This window comes from Occultella aeris, assembly GCF_902703175.1.
GTDB lineage: Bacteria > Actinomycetota > Actinomycetes > Actinomycetales > Beutenbergiaceae > Occultella > Occultella aeris.
This window is the reverse complement of record NZ_CACRYJ010000042.1, coordinates 77,982-91,840: the sequence shown is the minus strand read 5'-3', so window position 1 is coordinate 91,840 and position 13,859 is coordinate 77,982. Positions and strand designations below refer to the sequence as shown.

Sequence of the window (13,859 nt, the reverse complement as noted above, 5' to 3'; positions counted from 1 at the left end):
ACCTCTTTGTGGGGTTGGGGTGCTGCTGGGTACTTCGGCTGGGTCCGTGGGGTGCGGACCTTCGCGGCCCGGATCAGCCGATCCGGGCCCGGATCACCTCGACGACGTGGTCGAGGTGGGTGTAGGCCGCTTCGCGCGCGAGTTCGGGATCGCCGTCCCGGACGGCGGCGCCGATCCGGGCGTGCTCGGCGTAGTCGTCGACGGCGTCGCCGTGCAGTCGCAGGATCTCCTTCTGTTCCTCGCCATGGACGAGCACGATCGAGTCGAGGACCTCGGCGAGCACGCCGTTGCCCCCGGCCGCGGCGACCGCGCGGTGGAAGTCGAGGTTCGAGAGCCAGAGCGCCTCGTCCCGTTCGGCGACGAGTCGGCGCGAGCGCTCCAGTGCCTCCTCCATCCAAGTCATGGCGACCGGCTCGCGCACCTGGGCGGCCAGCATCGCCAACTGCGGCTCGATCTGGCGACGTGCCTCGAGCAGCTCCACGAGCTGATCGGAGTCGGGCCGGGGTGAGAGTGGGTTCGCGAGCACCCGCCGGCCGGAGTTGGCGCCGACGTAGACGCCGGAACCGTGCCGGAACTCCAGGACTCCGAGCCCCTCGAGCCGCCGCATCGCCTCCCGCATCGTGGGCACGGCGACCTCGAAGCGGGCCGCGAGCACCTTCATGGAGTCCAGCGGGTCGCCGGGTTGGAGCCCGCGGTCGTTGACCAGCCGGACGATCGCACGCGCCAGATCATTGGAGAGGTTCGCCCTCTTCGCGACGTCCGGCTGCTGTGCCATGCAAGTCATCTAATCACTAGACGACGTCGTGGGACCAGCACATGGTCCGCACCGATATGAATCTGTGACCTGTCGGCCGCTCGGCAGCCGGAACCGCAGCGGTGCGCCCGGTCAGCCGCAGCGCCCGAGTTCCCGCCCGCAGTCCGGACGAAGCCCCAGGTCGATCTCGACGAACCGTGGCCGGTAGATCGTGACGTCCTCGTACAGGTCACCGGAGTCGAAGCTGTTCACGTTGTACGTGACGAGGATCCGATCGCCCCGAGTACGCAGCTCCGGGTGCTCATGAGCGTTGTAGGCGAAGATGTTCGGATTCCCGTAGGAGCCGGCAGCGCCCACCTCGGGCATCTCGTAGACGGTGCCCAGGGGCGTGAACGGGCCGGTCGGCGAACAGGAGACGTACGCCTCGATGTTCCGGCTGAAGATCTCGTGCGTGTCCTGGGTGATCAGCAGGTACCCGTCCCGCAGCGGGGCGACGCTGTACTCGTTCGCGACGCCGTCCATGATTCGGGCCGTGTCCGTCTCCTCGCCGGACCAACCGGTGCCGTCCCAGTACTCCCACGGCGCGCCGTCGAGGTCGCGGCCGCTCACGCGGGCGACGTGCATGTACTTGGAGGCGCCCAGGTCCTCCACGCCGTAGATGTAGGTGTAGCGCCCGTCCCGCTGGAGCCAGCTGGCCCATTGCACCCCGGCGGCCGAGGGCAGATCGACGAAGTCGAGCCGTTCGAACGTCTCGGAGTCGAACGTCGCCAGGTGGTTGGACTCCCAGCCGAAGTCGAAGGCGCCACCGCCGCCGTACCAGAACTTGAGGGCGACGAGCTGCAGGTTGCCATCGCGGTCGGTCGCGCCGTCACCGACCCAGTACCAGCCGCCGCCCTCCTCGGGCGGCGGGATCAGCGACTCCGGCGCCTCGGGGGTGCCGCCGGTCGCCGTGCTCAGGCTCCCGCGCTCGTCGATCACGAAGGAGTTGTTCAGGAACGGCGTGGTCTCGGGGCGCGATCCATCGGGGTTCACGGGACCGAGGAACGTGTCCGAGAAGATCCAGGCGGTCCGCCCGCCGCCCAGCGGCACCGAGTAGGTGGAGTCACCGCCGGTCCAACCCTCGCCCGAGTCGCCATAGCCGGTGAAGGCGTCCGTCAGCGCAGCGTGCACCTGTGCGGACGGCTCGATCGCGACCGGGTCGAGCGAGCAGGAGCCGGCGCCGGATCCCCCGGCTCCCCCACCGGCCTGCGCGGGCAGCGCGCCCAGCAGCAGGGCACCGATCCCGAGCCCGACGGCGGTGGCGGCAGCGAGGCCACGTCGACGCGGCCTCTCGTTCGGCTGAGCCGTGGTGGAGGGACGCATGATCGTGGCTCCTTCGCCTGGACCGGACCAGTCGGCGTTCCGCATAGGCGAACGCTAGTTCCGGAACTGATGCAAGGAGCATTCCAGTGCCGCCGGGCACAGGTCAAGGCTCTACAGCGTCGGCGGCAACGAGAGCGAGCCGGGCAGCTCGGCCTCGACGACCCTGCGGAGCCGGCCGCCGAGCTCGGGGATCTGATGCTCGAGCCGCTCGAGCGGCATCGTCACGCTCACCGCGGCCACAGGTCGGCGAGCCCGCAGGATCGCGACCGCCACACAACCGATACCGGGCTCGGACTCGCCGCGCTCCACCGCGTAGCCGTCGAGCCGAGCGTTCACCACCGCCTCCCAGGACCGCTGCACCTCCTCCGGCGTGAACCGGGCCGGCGGCGCGAGCCGCCCGAGGATGCGACGGTCCACCTCGCCCGCGGCGAGCAGGGAACGCCCCAGGGCGGTCGTCAGAGCCGCGATCCGTCGCCCGACGGCACTCCACACCCGGATCGCGTGTGCCGGCTCCGCCTTGTCCACGTACACCACATCGGTCCCGTCGAGCACCCCGAGCTGGCACAGCTCGTCGAAGGAGTCACGGATGCTCTCGAGCATCGGGTGCAGCAGCGCCGGAAGGTTGTCGCCCTCGATGAACGTCGCGCCCAGGTCGATCGCGGCGGCCCCGAGGCGGTACGAGCCGCTCACCGGGTCCTGTGCCACGAAGTGCCGGTACCGCAGCGCGGCGAGGGTGCGGTGCAGGGTGGACTTCGATACCGACACCGCCTCGGCCAGGTCGGCGAGGCTGCGACCGCGCGGGCCAGCGGCGGACAGTTCGGTCAGGACCAGCAGCGCCTTGTCGACGCTGCCCATCGGGGACTGCTCCGTCATCGTTCGCCCGCCTCACTCGTTCCAGGCCGTGCCCGGCTGCCCGGGGCGCCTGCCCGGACCGTCGACGGCTAACCGATATGTTGCCTGACATGAGCAGCGATAGTGCAGCCCAGGCCCCTCGACGGCCTCGCTACGACGACGACCTCCGCCTCGCGCACGTGATCGCGGATCAGGTCGACGCCCAGACGACCGCCCGGTTCAAGGCGCAGGACCTGCACGTGGAGACGAAGCCGGACACCACCCCGGTCACCGACGCGGACCGCACCGCCGAGGAGATCGTGCGCGCCCAGCTCTCCCGGACCCGCCCCCGTGACTCGGTGCTCGGCGAGGAGTTCGGGGTCACCGGCCACGGCGCCCGCCAGTGGGTGATCGACCCGATCGACGGCACCAAGAACTTCGTCCGCGGGGTGCCCGTCTGGGCCACTCTCATCGCGCTGGTGGACGAGGGCCAGCCGGTCCTCGGCGTGGTCAGCGCCCCAGCGCTGAACCGGCGCTGGTGGGCGGCCAACGGGTCCGGCGCGTGGACCGGCCGGTCGCTGTCCGCGGCAACTCGGATCTCGGTGTCCTCGGTGACCCGCCTGGAGGACGCCTCACTGTCCTACTCGAGCCTCGCGGGCTGGGAGGAGGCGGACCTGCTGGACGAGTTCCTGTCCCTGGAGGCCAGCCTCTGGCGCAGCCGCGCGTACGGCGACTTCTGGTCGTACATGCTGGTGGCCGAGGGGGCCGTGGACATCGCGTGCGAGCCGGACCTCGAGGTCTACGACATGGCGGCCCTGGTCCCGATCGTGACCGAGGCCGGTGGCCGGTTCACCTCCCTGGAGGGAGTGGACGGCCCGTTCGGCGGCAACGCCGTCGCCACCAACGGGCACCTGCACGACGGCGTGCTGGCGGGATTGCAGCGCCACTAACCCGCAATATGCGGGGAGCCTGCGACCTCAATCGTCTCCAGTAGCGAGCCACGGATTCACGAGAGGTAGGGAAACGCCCTCGAAATCGCGCACGTTGCGGGTCGCCAACGTCGCCCCTGCTTCCAGGCTGATCGCCGCGATCATGGCGTCCGCCATGCCGATCGGCCGGCCGATCGAGCGGCGAGCGGCAAGGACGGCCGCAAACCGGTCGGAGGCGGCCACGTCGAACGGCAGTATGCGGCCAGCGAAGTCCAGGCCGATCAGGTCCGCTACGGCGCCGGCGATTGCGGTTCGACGCCGCCCGGCCGGCATACGTTCCACTCCATCCAGGAGTTCGGCCGTGGTCACCGCGGTCAGGTACGTCTCGGAAGAGTCCAGGCCATCCAACCATCCGACCACCGCCCGGTCCGGTGCGGACCGGGTCAACTCCGAGATGACGTTCGTGTCGAGGACAATCACGCGTCGAGCTCGACCTCGCGCGGAAGATCACCGGAGCGCTCCGCCGTCACTTCGCCCAATCCGGCGAATCGCGTGCGGATCCGCGATCCCAGCCCGGCCGTGTGAGCATCGGCAACGACCGCATCGGCCAAGATCCGACGCGCCTCGGCCTCCATGGAACGCCCATGCTCACGGGCGCGCTTCTTGAGTGCCTCGACCAGTTCGTCGTCCAGGTTCCTGATGGTCACCGTGGCCATCTGCCAACCGCCTCTCGCTACTTGCAGAATGCTAGCACTTCGACAGCGATGGGAGCGCCGGGGCGCGTCTGTCAGCCCTCACCGACGGTCACGACCACCTCCTGGCTGATCCCGTTCACGGTCAGCACCACGGTGGCCGTGCCGGGCGCCACGGCGGTGACCTCCCCCGTCGCCGGGTTGAGCCGGAGCACCTGCGCCGCGGGCTCCAGGTCCGTCCCGGTCCCGTCGGAGATGCTCACGCCGTCGCCGGACCAGTCCGCGCTCATCGGCCACGCCACGGGCACGTCGCGGACCTCGTCCTGGGTGACGGTCCCGGCGACCAGGCCGACCTCCCCCACCGTCATCTCGGTCGGAACCTCGAGGGCGAGCGAGTCGACGCGGGGCCGCACCTCCGCGCGCAACCAGGCCAGCCGGCTGGTGACCGGCGCCGGGTTCGCCCCGACCACGCCCGCGGCCGGGTCGATCCCGAGCAGCGTCCACCCGGTGAACCCGCCGTCCGCCGGCGTCGAGGCCGGAGACTTGCCGGAGTTGCCGTTGATCACGTTGGACACGCCATCGAAACTGCGGGCGTGGAACGCGCCGACGTGGGAGTTGATCACGGCGATCGAGCGTCCGCTGGTGGCTCGGAACTCCGCGAGGAGTGCATCCACGGCGGCGGCCTCGTACCGGTCGGAGATCTGTGAGGCGTCCCCGGGCAGCGGATCCTCGGTCGGGTGGTGGAAGAACACCACCACGCCGGTGACCGCCGGCTCGGCCGCCGCCGCGTCCAGGGCATCCTCGAGCATCCGGATCTGGTCGAGCCCGCCGGCCCGCAGGGACCCGGCGGAGGTGTCCAGGGTGATGATCCGGGTGCCGTCGAGGTCGGTGACCTGCTGGGCCGGACCGAACGCGGCCTCGAACTCGCCGATGGAGCCGCCCATGATCTCGTGGTTACCTGGCACGTAGAGCCAGGGGACGGCGTCGCCCACCTCCTCGGTGAGCACCCGCCGGGCCAGGTCGAAGTCGATCGGTGCGCCCTCGTCGACCAGGTCGCCGTTGATGATGAGCAGGTCCGGGTCCGCGGCCACGATCTCGGCGAGGGTGCGCCGCGCGGCGGCCACGATGTCCGATTCCGGGTTCCGGCCCACGAACTGCGCGTCGGACATCACGGCGATCTGCTGGGAGTACCCGGTCACGGTGCCGTCGGTCACGATCACCGGGTCGTGCACCGGCGCGGCCTCGGGCTGCGCCACGTCCGGGGCGACGACGGCATCGATGTCCGCGAACGAGATGTCCCCGTGGTAGCTGGCCGCGGACCGGGTCTCCATCAGCCGCACACGCTCCAGAGTGAGCGGGAACGGAGCGCCGGGTGGCACCGTGAAGGTGACCTCCCGCCAGCCCTCCCATGTGACCAGCGGCCCGTCGAGCTGGCGGACCACGCCGTCGCCGTCGCGCACCTGCAGCCGTGGCCACACGCCGGTGCCGTCACCGTCGACGGCCATCGTGATGGCCTGGGGCTGGCCGGCGATCACGATCGGAGCCGGTGCGACCGCGTAGGAGCCGCGGGTCGCCGTCGAGGTGGTGAAGTCGTGCTGCAGGCGCAGCGCGTGCTGGCCGTCTGGCCCGGTGGTGGTCGTGAGCGTCCCGGACGCCCGGTCCTGGGCGAACCGCCAGGACGCCCCGTCGGCGAGGTCGGTGACCGGCGCCGTCGTGAGGCCGACCGTGACGGGAACCTGCACGAGCTCCCCGGCCACCTCGAACGTCACCAGCGCCGAGCCGGACTGTGTGGTGGCGGTGACCGTGAACGTGTCCCGGCCGTTGGGCGTCACCGTGAACCCCTCGGTGACGCTCGCCTCGACGTCCGCGGTCTCGACCGGCGCGGTGAACCCGTCGCCGTCGTGGGCGGCCAGCGAGATGGTCGCGGTGTCCCCGGCGGCGTCCAGTGCGATCTGCTGCCGTGAGGCGGTGACGTGGTCGAGTGGCCCGAGCACGGTGAACTCGGCGGTGCCCGTGATCCGGGTGGCCCGATAGGTGACCGTGACCGGCCCGGGGGTGACGCCGGTCAGCACGGCCCCGGTCCGCTGCCGCTGCGTGATGACGGCGTTCGCGTCGCGTCCGCTAGGCGCTCCTCCCGGCGAGCTGACGGTAGTCACGCCGGTTGCCGGCACACCCGCGAGCTGGTCGGACAGCCCGACGCCCTCGACCGTACGGGTCAGTCCCGGGATGATGTTGTGGGCGTCGGGGTCGGTCAGCGCCGGGCGCACGGCCACGTCGGTGAGCCGCTCGGCGTCGGCCGACGAGAAGAACGCGAGAGAGTTCGCGACCACACGCGCCGAGCCGTCCGAGGGCGTGTTCACGAGCTCGACCTCGGTGCCGCCGGCGGGCCGGGCCACCATGGTGGTGGAGCCGCCGCCGTCGATATTCACGGCGTTGTACGCCCCGAGGTCGATCATCAGCTCCGCCATCTCGATGCGGGTGAGCCCACGCGCGGTGGCGCCGCGGCCGTCGACGGTCGCGACGATGAGCTCGCTGCCGTCCTCGGTGAGGCCGAGCACGGTGCGCGCCGCGACGGCCTCGTCCGGGAACTCGGCGACCTCGCCGTCGAGAACGAGCGGCACGTTGCCGCCGATGCCGAGGTCGACGTCAGAGCTCGGGCTGATGCTGATCTCGACGGCCTGACCGACCTCGAGGGCGCGCAGCGTGGCCGCCCCGGTGCCCCGCCCGAGCAGTACCTGGGCGCCGGCGGGTACGCCCGCGGTGCCGGTCCCGTCCGTGACCGCGGTCACCACACCGCCTTGCACGACGGCGGTCGCGACGTCGGTCTCGCCGGGCACCCCGGCCGGCCGGTCCAGCGAGGCGTCGCCCCACCGCTCGTTGTAGGCGCCGATGCCGTTCACGGGGACCGTCGCCCGGTTCAGGCCGGCGAGGTCGTGTGTCGCTTCGCCCACCGTGAGCGCGCCGGCGGCGGACAGGTACTCGATGGCGGCGACGCCGTCGGTCATCGTGAACGCCGGGTACGGCTGGGCGTAGCCGTTGATCACCTCGCCGCCGGTGATCGTGGTGAAGATCGGGACGTTCGTGTAGTTCATGTCGAAGTGGTTGCCGTTCACGGCGGCGACGGCGCCGGTGCCGGCCACCTGGTCCAGCACGGTTGCGGGAGTGGTCGTGGTGCCCGAGTCGAGGACCTGCATGCTCAAGGTCGGCTCGGTGAGGTCCGCGACGAGGATGTTGCCGGTCGTCCAGCCCTGGTCCTCCAATCGCTGGAAGCTGGTCAGGTCCAGTCCGGGTGCGATCGGCCGGGTCGAGACCTCGTGCAGCACGGACCCGTCGGCATCGAGGCCGAGGCCGTTGTCGTCGCCCGGGCGCACCAGAGCGGTCGGAGTGGGTCCGGCGGTGGCGGGCGCGACGAGCCCGGTGAGGAGCAGGCCGGCGCCCGCGAGCGCGGCGATGAGTCGTCGAGTGGGCAGGGGCACGGTTGTCCTCCGGTGGCGTGATCCGTGGCGGTGGGCCGACGTCCGACCCACGTGGCACTGCACAGCACCCTACGGCCGCGAGGCGGCGCGCCGTTGAACGGCGGGTGTGCGGCGCGCTGCCCGACGGTGACGGGTCGGGCGGTGCCCGGCTCTCGGGGTGACCACGATCGGGTCTTCCGCCGCACCGGGGCCGGTCGTATCGTGGCCGCATGATCACGGGCATCCACACCCTTGTCTACAGCGATGATCCCGAGGCCACCCGCGCGTTCTTCCGGGACGTCGTCGGGTGGCACTTCATCGAGACGTCCCCCGGGTGGCTCATCTTCGCCAGCGGCCCGAGCGAGGGCGGCGTCCATCCGCGCACCTGGCCAGGGCAGACCGAACCCGGCGTCCAGCGCCATGAACTCTCGCTCATGTGCGATGACCTGGACGCGACCATGGCCGAACTCTCCGCCCGCGGCGCGACCTTCGCGGGCGACGTCGACGAGCGCCCCTACGGTCGCTGCGCGATGCTCGACGTCCCGGGCCTGGACCCGGTGCTGCTCTACGCGCCGACGTACGCGCCCGCCTGGACGTCCCGGTCCTGACCGGGCCGGTCCGTCACCCCCGCAGTTGGTCTCGCAACTGGCCACGCTCGGTGACGTCGTACCAGAGCAGGTCGACGTCCCCGGTTCCGGCCAGCGCGGCCTCGTCGCCCGCGGCCGCCCGGGCCACCAGGTCCCGGACCTCGCCGTCGTCGGGATCGTCCACATGGATGCTCACCACTGCGGACCACGGCACGTCGTCGACAAGCACGGCCGACGGCGGCGCCTCCTGGTCCGGTGCGCGCACCTGGGCGTCGGGTATGTCGGCGGCGATCACCACCCGCAGCGGCGTGGCGCCGGCGGCGCCGATCCGCTGCACGCTCTCGTCGGCGGCGATCAGCAGGGTCGCGAACTCGCCGGTCTCAGGGTCCTCGTCGCCGATCGCGGCCCGCCACGCCGCGGTGAGGGCGTGTGCCCGACGCGCGCCCACGCCGTCGGGGTTGTCGAGGTCGGCCGACGTGGCGGGCAGGAAGATGCGCATGGCGCCAGTGTGTCAAAGCGGCGGCCGGGACGGGTGGACCCTGGGGACGCGCCGTGCGTCATGGTGGGTCCGAACGGGCCTTCCGTCGGGCGCACCCGGGGGGAACCGACTCCGCGCCTGAGTGCACCATGGATTCCCCGCAGCGCCCGGCGGGAAGCGCTCCGGCTACTGTCCGCGCAGCGTCCGGGCCACGCCGACCCGGTCGGCGCGCAACCCTCGGCCGCGCCCGCTCCACCAGCGACGCCCGGGCGCGTGTGCCCCCTCGCCGGCCCGGTCCCGAAGTGCGCGCACCACGTCCCGGACGGCCTCCCGGGCCGCGGACCTGGGCGCCGCCTCGGCCCAGGCCGTACCGGCAAGCAGGGCCCGGTCGCACATGGGCCGGTCGTCGGGTACCAGCACCGGGTCGCTCACGCCGGCGAACCGGGCCAGCGCCTCCCCGACGGAAGCGGCCGCCCGCGGACCGGCGGCAGTGGCCCGGACGCGATTCACGAGCACGGTGCGGCTCAGGCCGGTGGGGGCGACGTCGTCGAGATCGAGCAGGGCCTGCACGAGGCGCTCCACTCCGATCGGCTCGGCGGCGCCAACCACGACCAGTTCGTCGGCGGCCGCGAACGCCGATGCCGCCACGGCGTTGCGGGCGGGGCCGAGGTCGAACCCTGACTCGTCGTCGGGCACCAGCACCGGGGCGTCGACCACCACCCATCGGCTCAGCCGGCGGGCCTGATCCCACAGCACGTCCAGGCTGGCACCGCTGACCTCCCGCCACCGACCGGGCCGGGTCAGGCCGGGCAGCACCCGCAGATCCTGGGACACCCAGGGGGTCAGCCTGGCCAGTGACGCGGCGTCGAGGGTGCCGTGATCGGCGGCCCGGACGGCGGCGGCGAGACCCGCGAACTCGTCCAGCACGCCGAGCACCTGGGCCACGGAGGCGCCCCAGATGTCGGCGTCGACGAGCAGCGTCGGCTCCCCCGCCGCGGCCAGCTCGGCCGCGAGGTTGACCGCGATCGTGGTGCGCCCCGGCGAACCCGGCGGCCCCCAGACGACGACCACGCGCCCTGACGCGCCCTCGCCGGAGTCCGCTCCCGCTCCGGTGACGGCCCCAGGCTCGGTGGACTCCGCCGTCGGGCCCCGGTCCGGCACGTCCGCGGTCGGCCCGTCGGGATCGTCCCAGCCGGCGCCGATGACCGCGTCGAAGCGCTCCGCCGTGCGGTCGGTGTCGTCGTCGGCGCCGTCGGCGAGGGCGGTGACTGCGCCGAGGAGGTCCCCGCCAGGGGCCACGGCGAGAGCCCCGAGCCGGACGTGCCGGTCCACCGCGTCGGGCTCGCAGAGCACCAGGGTGCGGGTGCCCGCGGCACGCAGCCGGCTGACGAGGGGCCGGTCCACCTCGAAGTCGGCGTCCACCACGGCCACCGAGCCGAGGCCGGCCAGTGCCGCGGCCAGCAGCTCGGCGGTGTCGGCACATCGGCGCACCACCGACAGTCCCGGGGCGGCCGCGATCGAGGCGACCAGTGCCTGCTCGACCTCGCCGCGCAGGCAGAGCAGGACCCCGGTGCTCACGAGTCGGCCTGGCCGGGCAGCGGCACCACGGTGATCTCCGCCCCGCTGCTGAGTGCGTCCAGCACGTCCGGCAGGTCGGCCACGTCGACGAGGACCTGGACCTGGACCTGGTCGGTGCCCGCGAACAGGGACGTGTCCTCGTGGATGTCCCAGACCTCCACACCCTCGACCAGCAGCTGCGCGGGGCCCACGGGATCGACGCCGACGCCGTCCGGGTCCGGCAGCGCCACCCACAGGTCCACCCGCGACCCCTTCTCCAGGTATGCCTCCAGGGCCGCGCTCGTCGGCAGCGAGATCGGCCGGACCTCCACCTGCGACTCGGTGCCGAGCGCGGAACCCGGCACGAGTTCGCCGGGCCCGACGGCGCGGATCGCCACCGCGTCGTCGGGGACCGACTCGCCCGGGGTCAGGTACAGATCGATGTCGGGGACGTGGACCCGCACCACCTCCAGGTCCGCCGGGTCGATCCGGTCGCCCGGGCTGAGCGCATCGGTGGTGCGGTACACCTCGACCGTGTCGGCGGCATTGGTGACGGCCCACGATCCGAGTGCCACGGACAGCGCCACCAGGAGGATCCCGATCCCCAACCGGGGGTCGCGCCAACTCGGACGACGCAGCCGCTGTGCCGCAGGTGTGCTCGGATCGGGCATCGTTGCTCCCCCCAACCCCCTCGCCCTTCGAGGAGTGCACCCATGGTGCCAAGAGAACACCCGTTGCGGAAGTTATGCACAGATCGCTCATGTTCACTCCTGGCGAGCCGTTCGCTGTCAAACTATGAGGATGGAAGCGCGATTCCTCTCTCTCGCGGACGTGACCGAGGTTCTTCAGATCACGATGTCGCAAGCGCGCGCCCTCGTGCGCAGCGGGGAGTTGAAGGCGATCCAGATCGGCGGCAAGGGCACCTGGCGGGTCGAGAACACCGAGCTCGAGGCGTACATCACCCGGATGTACAAGCGCACCCAGGAGCGGATCGCCCACGGTGGGGACCCGATGGCGGACCTCGACGAGACGGCACCGCTGGCCGAGGGCTGACGGTGCTGCGGCCCCGGGTACCGACCGGGCGGCCGGCCGAGGGGCGATCGGCAGGGCCGGGCCGGAGGTAGGTTCGGGCGATGAGGCTCCGCGACCTCCTCGACGCCGAGGACCTTGACCTGCGCCTGCTGGTCGGGGACGAGCGCGCACTCGAGTCGCCGGTGACCGTCGTCTACACGACGGACCTGATCGACCCCGGCCGATACCTGAGCGGCGGGGAACTGGTGATCTCCGGCCTGATGTGGCGTCAGGCGCCGGCCGACTCGGAGACCTTCGTCGCGACCATCCGGGCTGCCGGGGCGGTCGCGCTGGCCGCCGGCACGGCCTACTTCGGCCCCGTGCCCCAGGACGTCGTGACCGCCTGCGCCCGCCACGGGCTGGTCCTGTTCGAGGTGCCGCCGCCGGTCTCCTTCGCCACCCTCACCGAGTACATCGTTGGCCGTGTCGGTACCGAGCGGGGCGACCAGCTCGCCGCCCGCCTGGACCGCCAGCGCCGGCTGCTGCTCGCACTGGCGCAGGGCTACAACGTGGCCGAACTGCTCGGACAGGTTCGGGCCGAGACCGGTCTGACCTGCCGGGTCCTGACGCCGAGCGGGCGCCAGCTCGCCGGGGACGGCGACCCGCTCCCCGACGCGACGCTCGACCGGATCACCGACGCGTACCTGCGCGCACCGCGGCTCCCGATCGTGGTCACGCTGTCCGCGGAGCCGGGCGACGCCGTCGGGCAGTGGTCGGTGTTCGCCGGCGCCGGTGCCCTCGCGGACCGGGTGACCACCACGATGGTGCTCGTCGAGGGCAGTTGGGCGAACTGGCCGGATGACCACCTGGACACGATCACCCAGCTGTGCGCCGTCGTCGCCCTGGACGAGGCCCGCCGGGCGCCGGTGCGCCAGGTCGCGCACACGCTGGCCGACGGCGTCCTGGCGCTCGTGGCGCAGGGCCACGGCTCCGGCGCCGAGGCGCACGCGTTGCTGGACCAGTGCGGCGTGGACCCCCGCGAACCGTTCGTCGCGGTGGTTGCCGGGCCCGGCCCGGGCGCGCCGGCCGGCGCCACCGGCGCGATCCTGGAGGACGTCGCCGCGCACCTCGGGCGCGGCGCGGTCGGTTCGGTCGGGCCCGACGGCGTGACGCTGGCGCTGGTCCCTGCCGCGAGGATCGACGCCGCCGAGCGGGTCCGGGCCGCGGCGCTGCGGTTGACGCCGGCCATGGGGACCCGCCGCTTCTGTGTCGGGATCAGCGCGCGAACCACCGATGCGGCGATCGCCGGTGCCCTGGACGAGGCCCGGCACGCGTTCGCCCTCGCGCGGCTTCGCCCGGCACCGGTGGAGGTGGTCACCGCGGCCGAGGTGACCAGCCATGTCGGCCTGCTCGCGGCGGTCCCGGACGAGGTGCGGCGGGCGTTCTCGGCCCGGGTGCTCGGCGCACTGGCCACCCGCCGGGCCGAGCACCAGGACACGGCGCTGGAGGAGACCCTCGTGGCGTTCCTCGAGAACGACGGGTCCTGGACCCGGACGGCCCAGGCGCTGCACCTGCACGTGAACACCGTCCGGTACCGGATCGGTCGCGTCGAGGAACTCACCGGCCGGGACCTGTCCCGGTTCGCCGACCGGGTCGACCTCTTCCTCGCACTGGGGCTGCGGTGAGGCTTCAGTACTCCACGCGGTCGGGGCGGGCGAGCCAGTCGTCGAACGGGGCGGCCGCCCCCGGAACCTCGAGCGAGACGACAGGGGTGTCCCACTCGGAGCGATCCTTGGCGAACAGTTCGTAGAACGCGAGATCGTCGAAGCCACCACGCGCCGCGTCGTAGCGGTCCGCGGCATACACGACCCGGTCCACCCGCGCCCAGAGCGCGGCCGACAGGCACAGCGGGCAGGGTTCGCAGGAGGTGTACAGCACCGTCCCGGTCAGGCGGTAGTCCCCGAGCGCGGACGCCGCCGCACGGATCGCGCAGACCTCGGCGTGCGCCGTCGGGTCGTTGTCACGGGTGACCCGGTTGACGCCACTCCCGAGGATCTGCCCGCCGCGGACGACGAGCGCCCCGAACGGGCCGCCCCCGTCGGCGACGTTGCTGCGGGCGAGGGCGACGGCCTCGGCGAGCCAGTGCTCCTGCCTGGGGTCCGCGGTCATGATCCGCCCCTTCGCGAGTTCGATGTGGCTCATG

14 protein-coding genes are annotated in these 13,859 nt (G+C 72.5%); 4 read left to right on the top strand and 10 right to left on the bottom strand.

Annotation, left to right across the window (positions count from 1 at the left end; translation table 11 throughout):
- Window positions 1–73: 73 nt before the first annotated feature.
- The 3 genes from HALOF300_RS14285 to HALOF300_RS14275 all read right to left on the bottom strand — a co-directional run bounded on the left by HALOF300_RS14285 (window position 74) and on the right by HALOF300_RS14275 (window position 2,989).
- Window positions 74–775, bottom strand: a complete 702-nt coding sequence (locus tag HALOF300_RS14285; protein ID WP_197522561.1) for a FadR/GntR family transcriptional regulator — start codon at window positions 773–775, stop codon at window positions 74–76.
- A 111-nt stretch (window positions 776–886) separates the two neighbouring features.
- Window positions 887–2,116 (bottom strand): DUF4185 domain-containing protein, encoded by a 1,230-nt coding sequence (locus HALOF300_RS14280; protein WP_156741600.1) that lies wholly within the window; start codon window positions 2,114–2,116, stop codon window positions 887–889.
- A gap of 111 nt (window positions 2,117–2,227) precedes the next feature.
- Entirely contained in the window at window positions 2,228–2,989 is a 762-nt protein-coding gene (locus HALOF300_RS14275) for an IclR family transcriptional regulator (protein ID WP_156741599.1), read from the bottom strand.
- A gap of 89 nt (window positions 2,990–3,078) precedes the next feature.
- Here HALOF300_RS14275 and hisN point away from each other — a divergent pair, with 89 nt between their 5' ends.
- Complete coding sequence (hisN, locus tag HALOF300_RS14270) at window positions 3,079–3,897, top strand: histidinol-phosphatase (protein ID WP_156741598.1); 819 nt, start codon at window positions 3,079–3,081, stop codon at window positions 3,895–3,897.
- Window positions 3,898–3,924: 27 nt separating this feature from the next.
- Here hisN and HALOF300_RS14265 read toward each other — a convergent pair whose 3' ends face one another.
- The 3 genes from HALOF300_RS14265 to HALOF300_RS14255 form a co-directional block, all read right to left on the bottom strand.
- Window positions 3,925–4,356, bottom strand: coding sequence for a type II toxin-antitoxin system VapC family toxin (locus HALOF300_RS14265; RefSeq protein WP_156741597.1), 432 nt, complete (start codon window positions 4,354–4,356; stop codon window positions 3,925–3,927).
- Window positions 4,353–4,592, bottom strand: a complete 240-nt coding sequence (locus HALOF300_RS14260; RefSeq protein WP_156741596.1) for a FitA-like ribbon-helix-helix domain-containing protein — start codon at window positions 4,590–4,592, stop codon at window positions 4,353–4,355. Before HALOF300_RS14260 ends, HALOF300_RS14265 begins: the two co-directional genes overlap by 4 nt.
- Window positions 4,593–4,663: 71 nt before the next feature.
- Window positions 4,664–8,044 (bottom strand): phosphodiester glycosidase family protein, encoded by a 3,381-nt coding sequence (locus HALOF300_RS14255; RefSeq protein WP_156741595.1) that lies wholly within the window; start codon window positions 8,042–8,044, stop codon window positions 4,664–4,666.
- A gap of 209 nt (window positions 8,045–8,253) precedes the next feature.
- Between HALOF300_RS14255 and HALOF300_RS14250 the strand changes: the two genes are divergently transcribed.
- On the top strand, window positions 8,254–8,631 hold the full coding sequence (locus tag HALOF300_RS14250) for a VOC family protein (protein WP_156741594.1): 378 nt from the start codon (window positions 8,254–8,256) through the stop codon (window positions 8,629–8,631).
- A 13-nt stretch (window positions 8,632–8,644) separates the two neighbouring features.
- On the opposite strand, the gene HALOF300_RS14245 is transcribed toward HALOF300_RS14250, so the two are convergent.
- The 3 genes from HALOF300_RS14245 to HALOF300_RS27365 form a co-directional block, all read right to left on the bottom strand.
- A complete protein-coding gene (locus tag HALOF300_RS14245) occupies window positions 8,645–9,109 on the bottom strand; it encodes a DUF6912 family protein (RefSeq protein ID WP_156741593.1) in 465 nt (154 codons plus the stop codon).
- A 165-nt stretch (window positions 9,110–9,274) separates the two neighbouring features.
- A complete protein-coding gene (locus HALOF300_RS14240) occupies window positions 9,275–10,666 on the bottom strand; it encodes an AAA family ATPase (RefSeq protein WP_231955389.1) in 1,392 nt (463 codons plus the stop codon).
- Complete coding sequence (locus tag HALOF300_RS27365; protein WP_231955386.1) at window positions 10,663–11,316, bottom strand: hypothetical protein; 654 nt, start codon at window positions 11,314–11,316, stop codon at window positions 10,663–10,665. Before HALOF300_RS27365 ends, HALOF300_RS14240 begins: the two co-directional genes overlap by 4 nt.
- Before the next feature lie 130 nt (window positions 11,317–11,446).
- Here HALOF300_RS27365 and HALOF300_RS14235 point away from each other — a divergent pair, with 130 nt between their 5' ends.
- Window positions 11,447–11,698, top strand: coding sequence for a helix-turn-helix domain-containing protein (locus HALOF300_RS14235; RefSeq protein ID WP_156741591.1), 252 nt, complete (start codon window positions 11,447–11,449; stop codon window positions 11,696–11,698).
- An 80-nt stretch (window positions 11,699–11,778) separates the two neighbouring features.
- A complete protein-coding gene (locus HALOF300_RS14230; RefSeq protein WP_156741590.1) occupies window positions 11,779–13,341 on the top strand; it encodes a helix-turn-helix domain-containing protein in 1,563 nt (520 codons plus the stop codon).
- A gap of 4 nt (window positions 13,342–13,345) precedes the next feature.
- Here HALOF300_RS14230 and HALOF300_RS14225 read toward each other — a convergent pair whose 3' ends face one another.
- Window positions 13,346–13,858, bottom strand: a complete 513-nt coding sequence (locus HALOF300_RS14225) for a nucleoside deaminase (RefSeq protein ID WP_231955385.1) — start codon at window positions 13,856–13,858, stop codon at window positions 13,346–13,348.
- Window position 13,859: the final 1 nt, after the last annotated feature.

Coding starts and splice junctions, on each gene's coding strand:
- HALOF300_RS14250 (WP_156741594.1), top strand. CDS start 8,254: ATGATCACGGGCATCCACACCCTTGTCTACAGCGATGATCCCGAGGCC.
- hisN (WP_156741598.1), top strand. CDS start 3,079: ATGAGCAGCGATAGTGCAGCCCAGGCCCCTCGACGGCCTCGCTACGAC.
- HALOF300_RS14230 (WP_156741590.1), top strand. CDS start 11,779: ATGAGGCTCCGCGACCTCCTCGACGCCGAGGACCTTGACCTGCGCCTG.
- HALOF300_RS14275 (WP_156741599.1), bottom strand. CDS start 2,989: ATGACGGAGCAGTCCCCGATGGGCAGCGTCGACAAGGCGCTGCTGGTC.
- HALOF300_RS14285 (WP_197522561.1), bottom strand. CDS start 775: ATGGCACAGCAGCCGGACGTCGCGAAGAGGGCGAACCTCTCCAATGAT.
- HALOF300_RS14245 (WP_156741593.1), bottom strand. CDS start 9,109: ATGCGCATCTTCCTGCCCGCCACGTCGGCCGACCTCGACAACCCCGAC.
- HALOF300_RS14260 (WP_156741596.1), bottom strand. CDS start 4,592: ATGGCCACGGTGACCATCAGGAACCTGGACGACGAACTGGTCGAGGCA.
- HALOF300_RS14280 (WP_156741600.1), bottom strand. CDS start 2,116: ATGCGTCCCTCCACCACGGCTCAGCCGAACGAGAGGCCGCGTCGACGT.
- HALOF300_RS27365 (WP_231955386.1), bottom strand. CDS start 11,316: ATGCCCGATCCGAGCACACCTGCGGCACAGCGGCTGCGTCGTCCGAGT.
- HALOF300_RS14235 (WP_156741591.1), top strand. CDS start 11,447: ATGGAAGCGCGATTCCTCTCTCTCGCGGACGTGACCGAGGTTCTTCAG.
- HALOF300_RS14225 (WP_231955385.1), bottom strand. CDS start 13,858: ATGAGCCACATCGAACTCGCGAAGGGGCGGATCATGACCGCGGACCCC.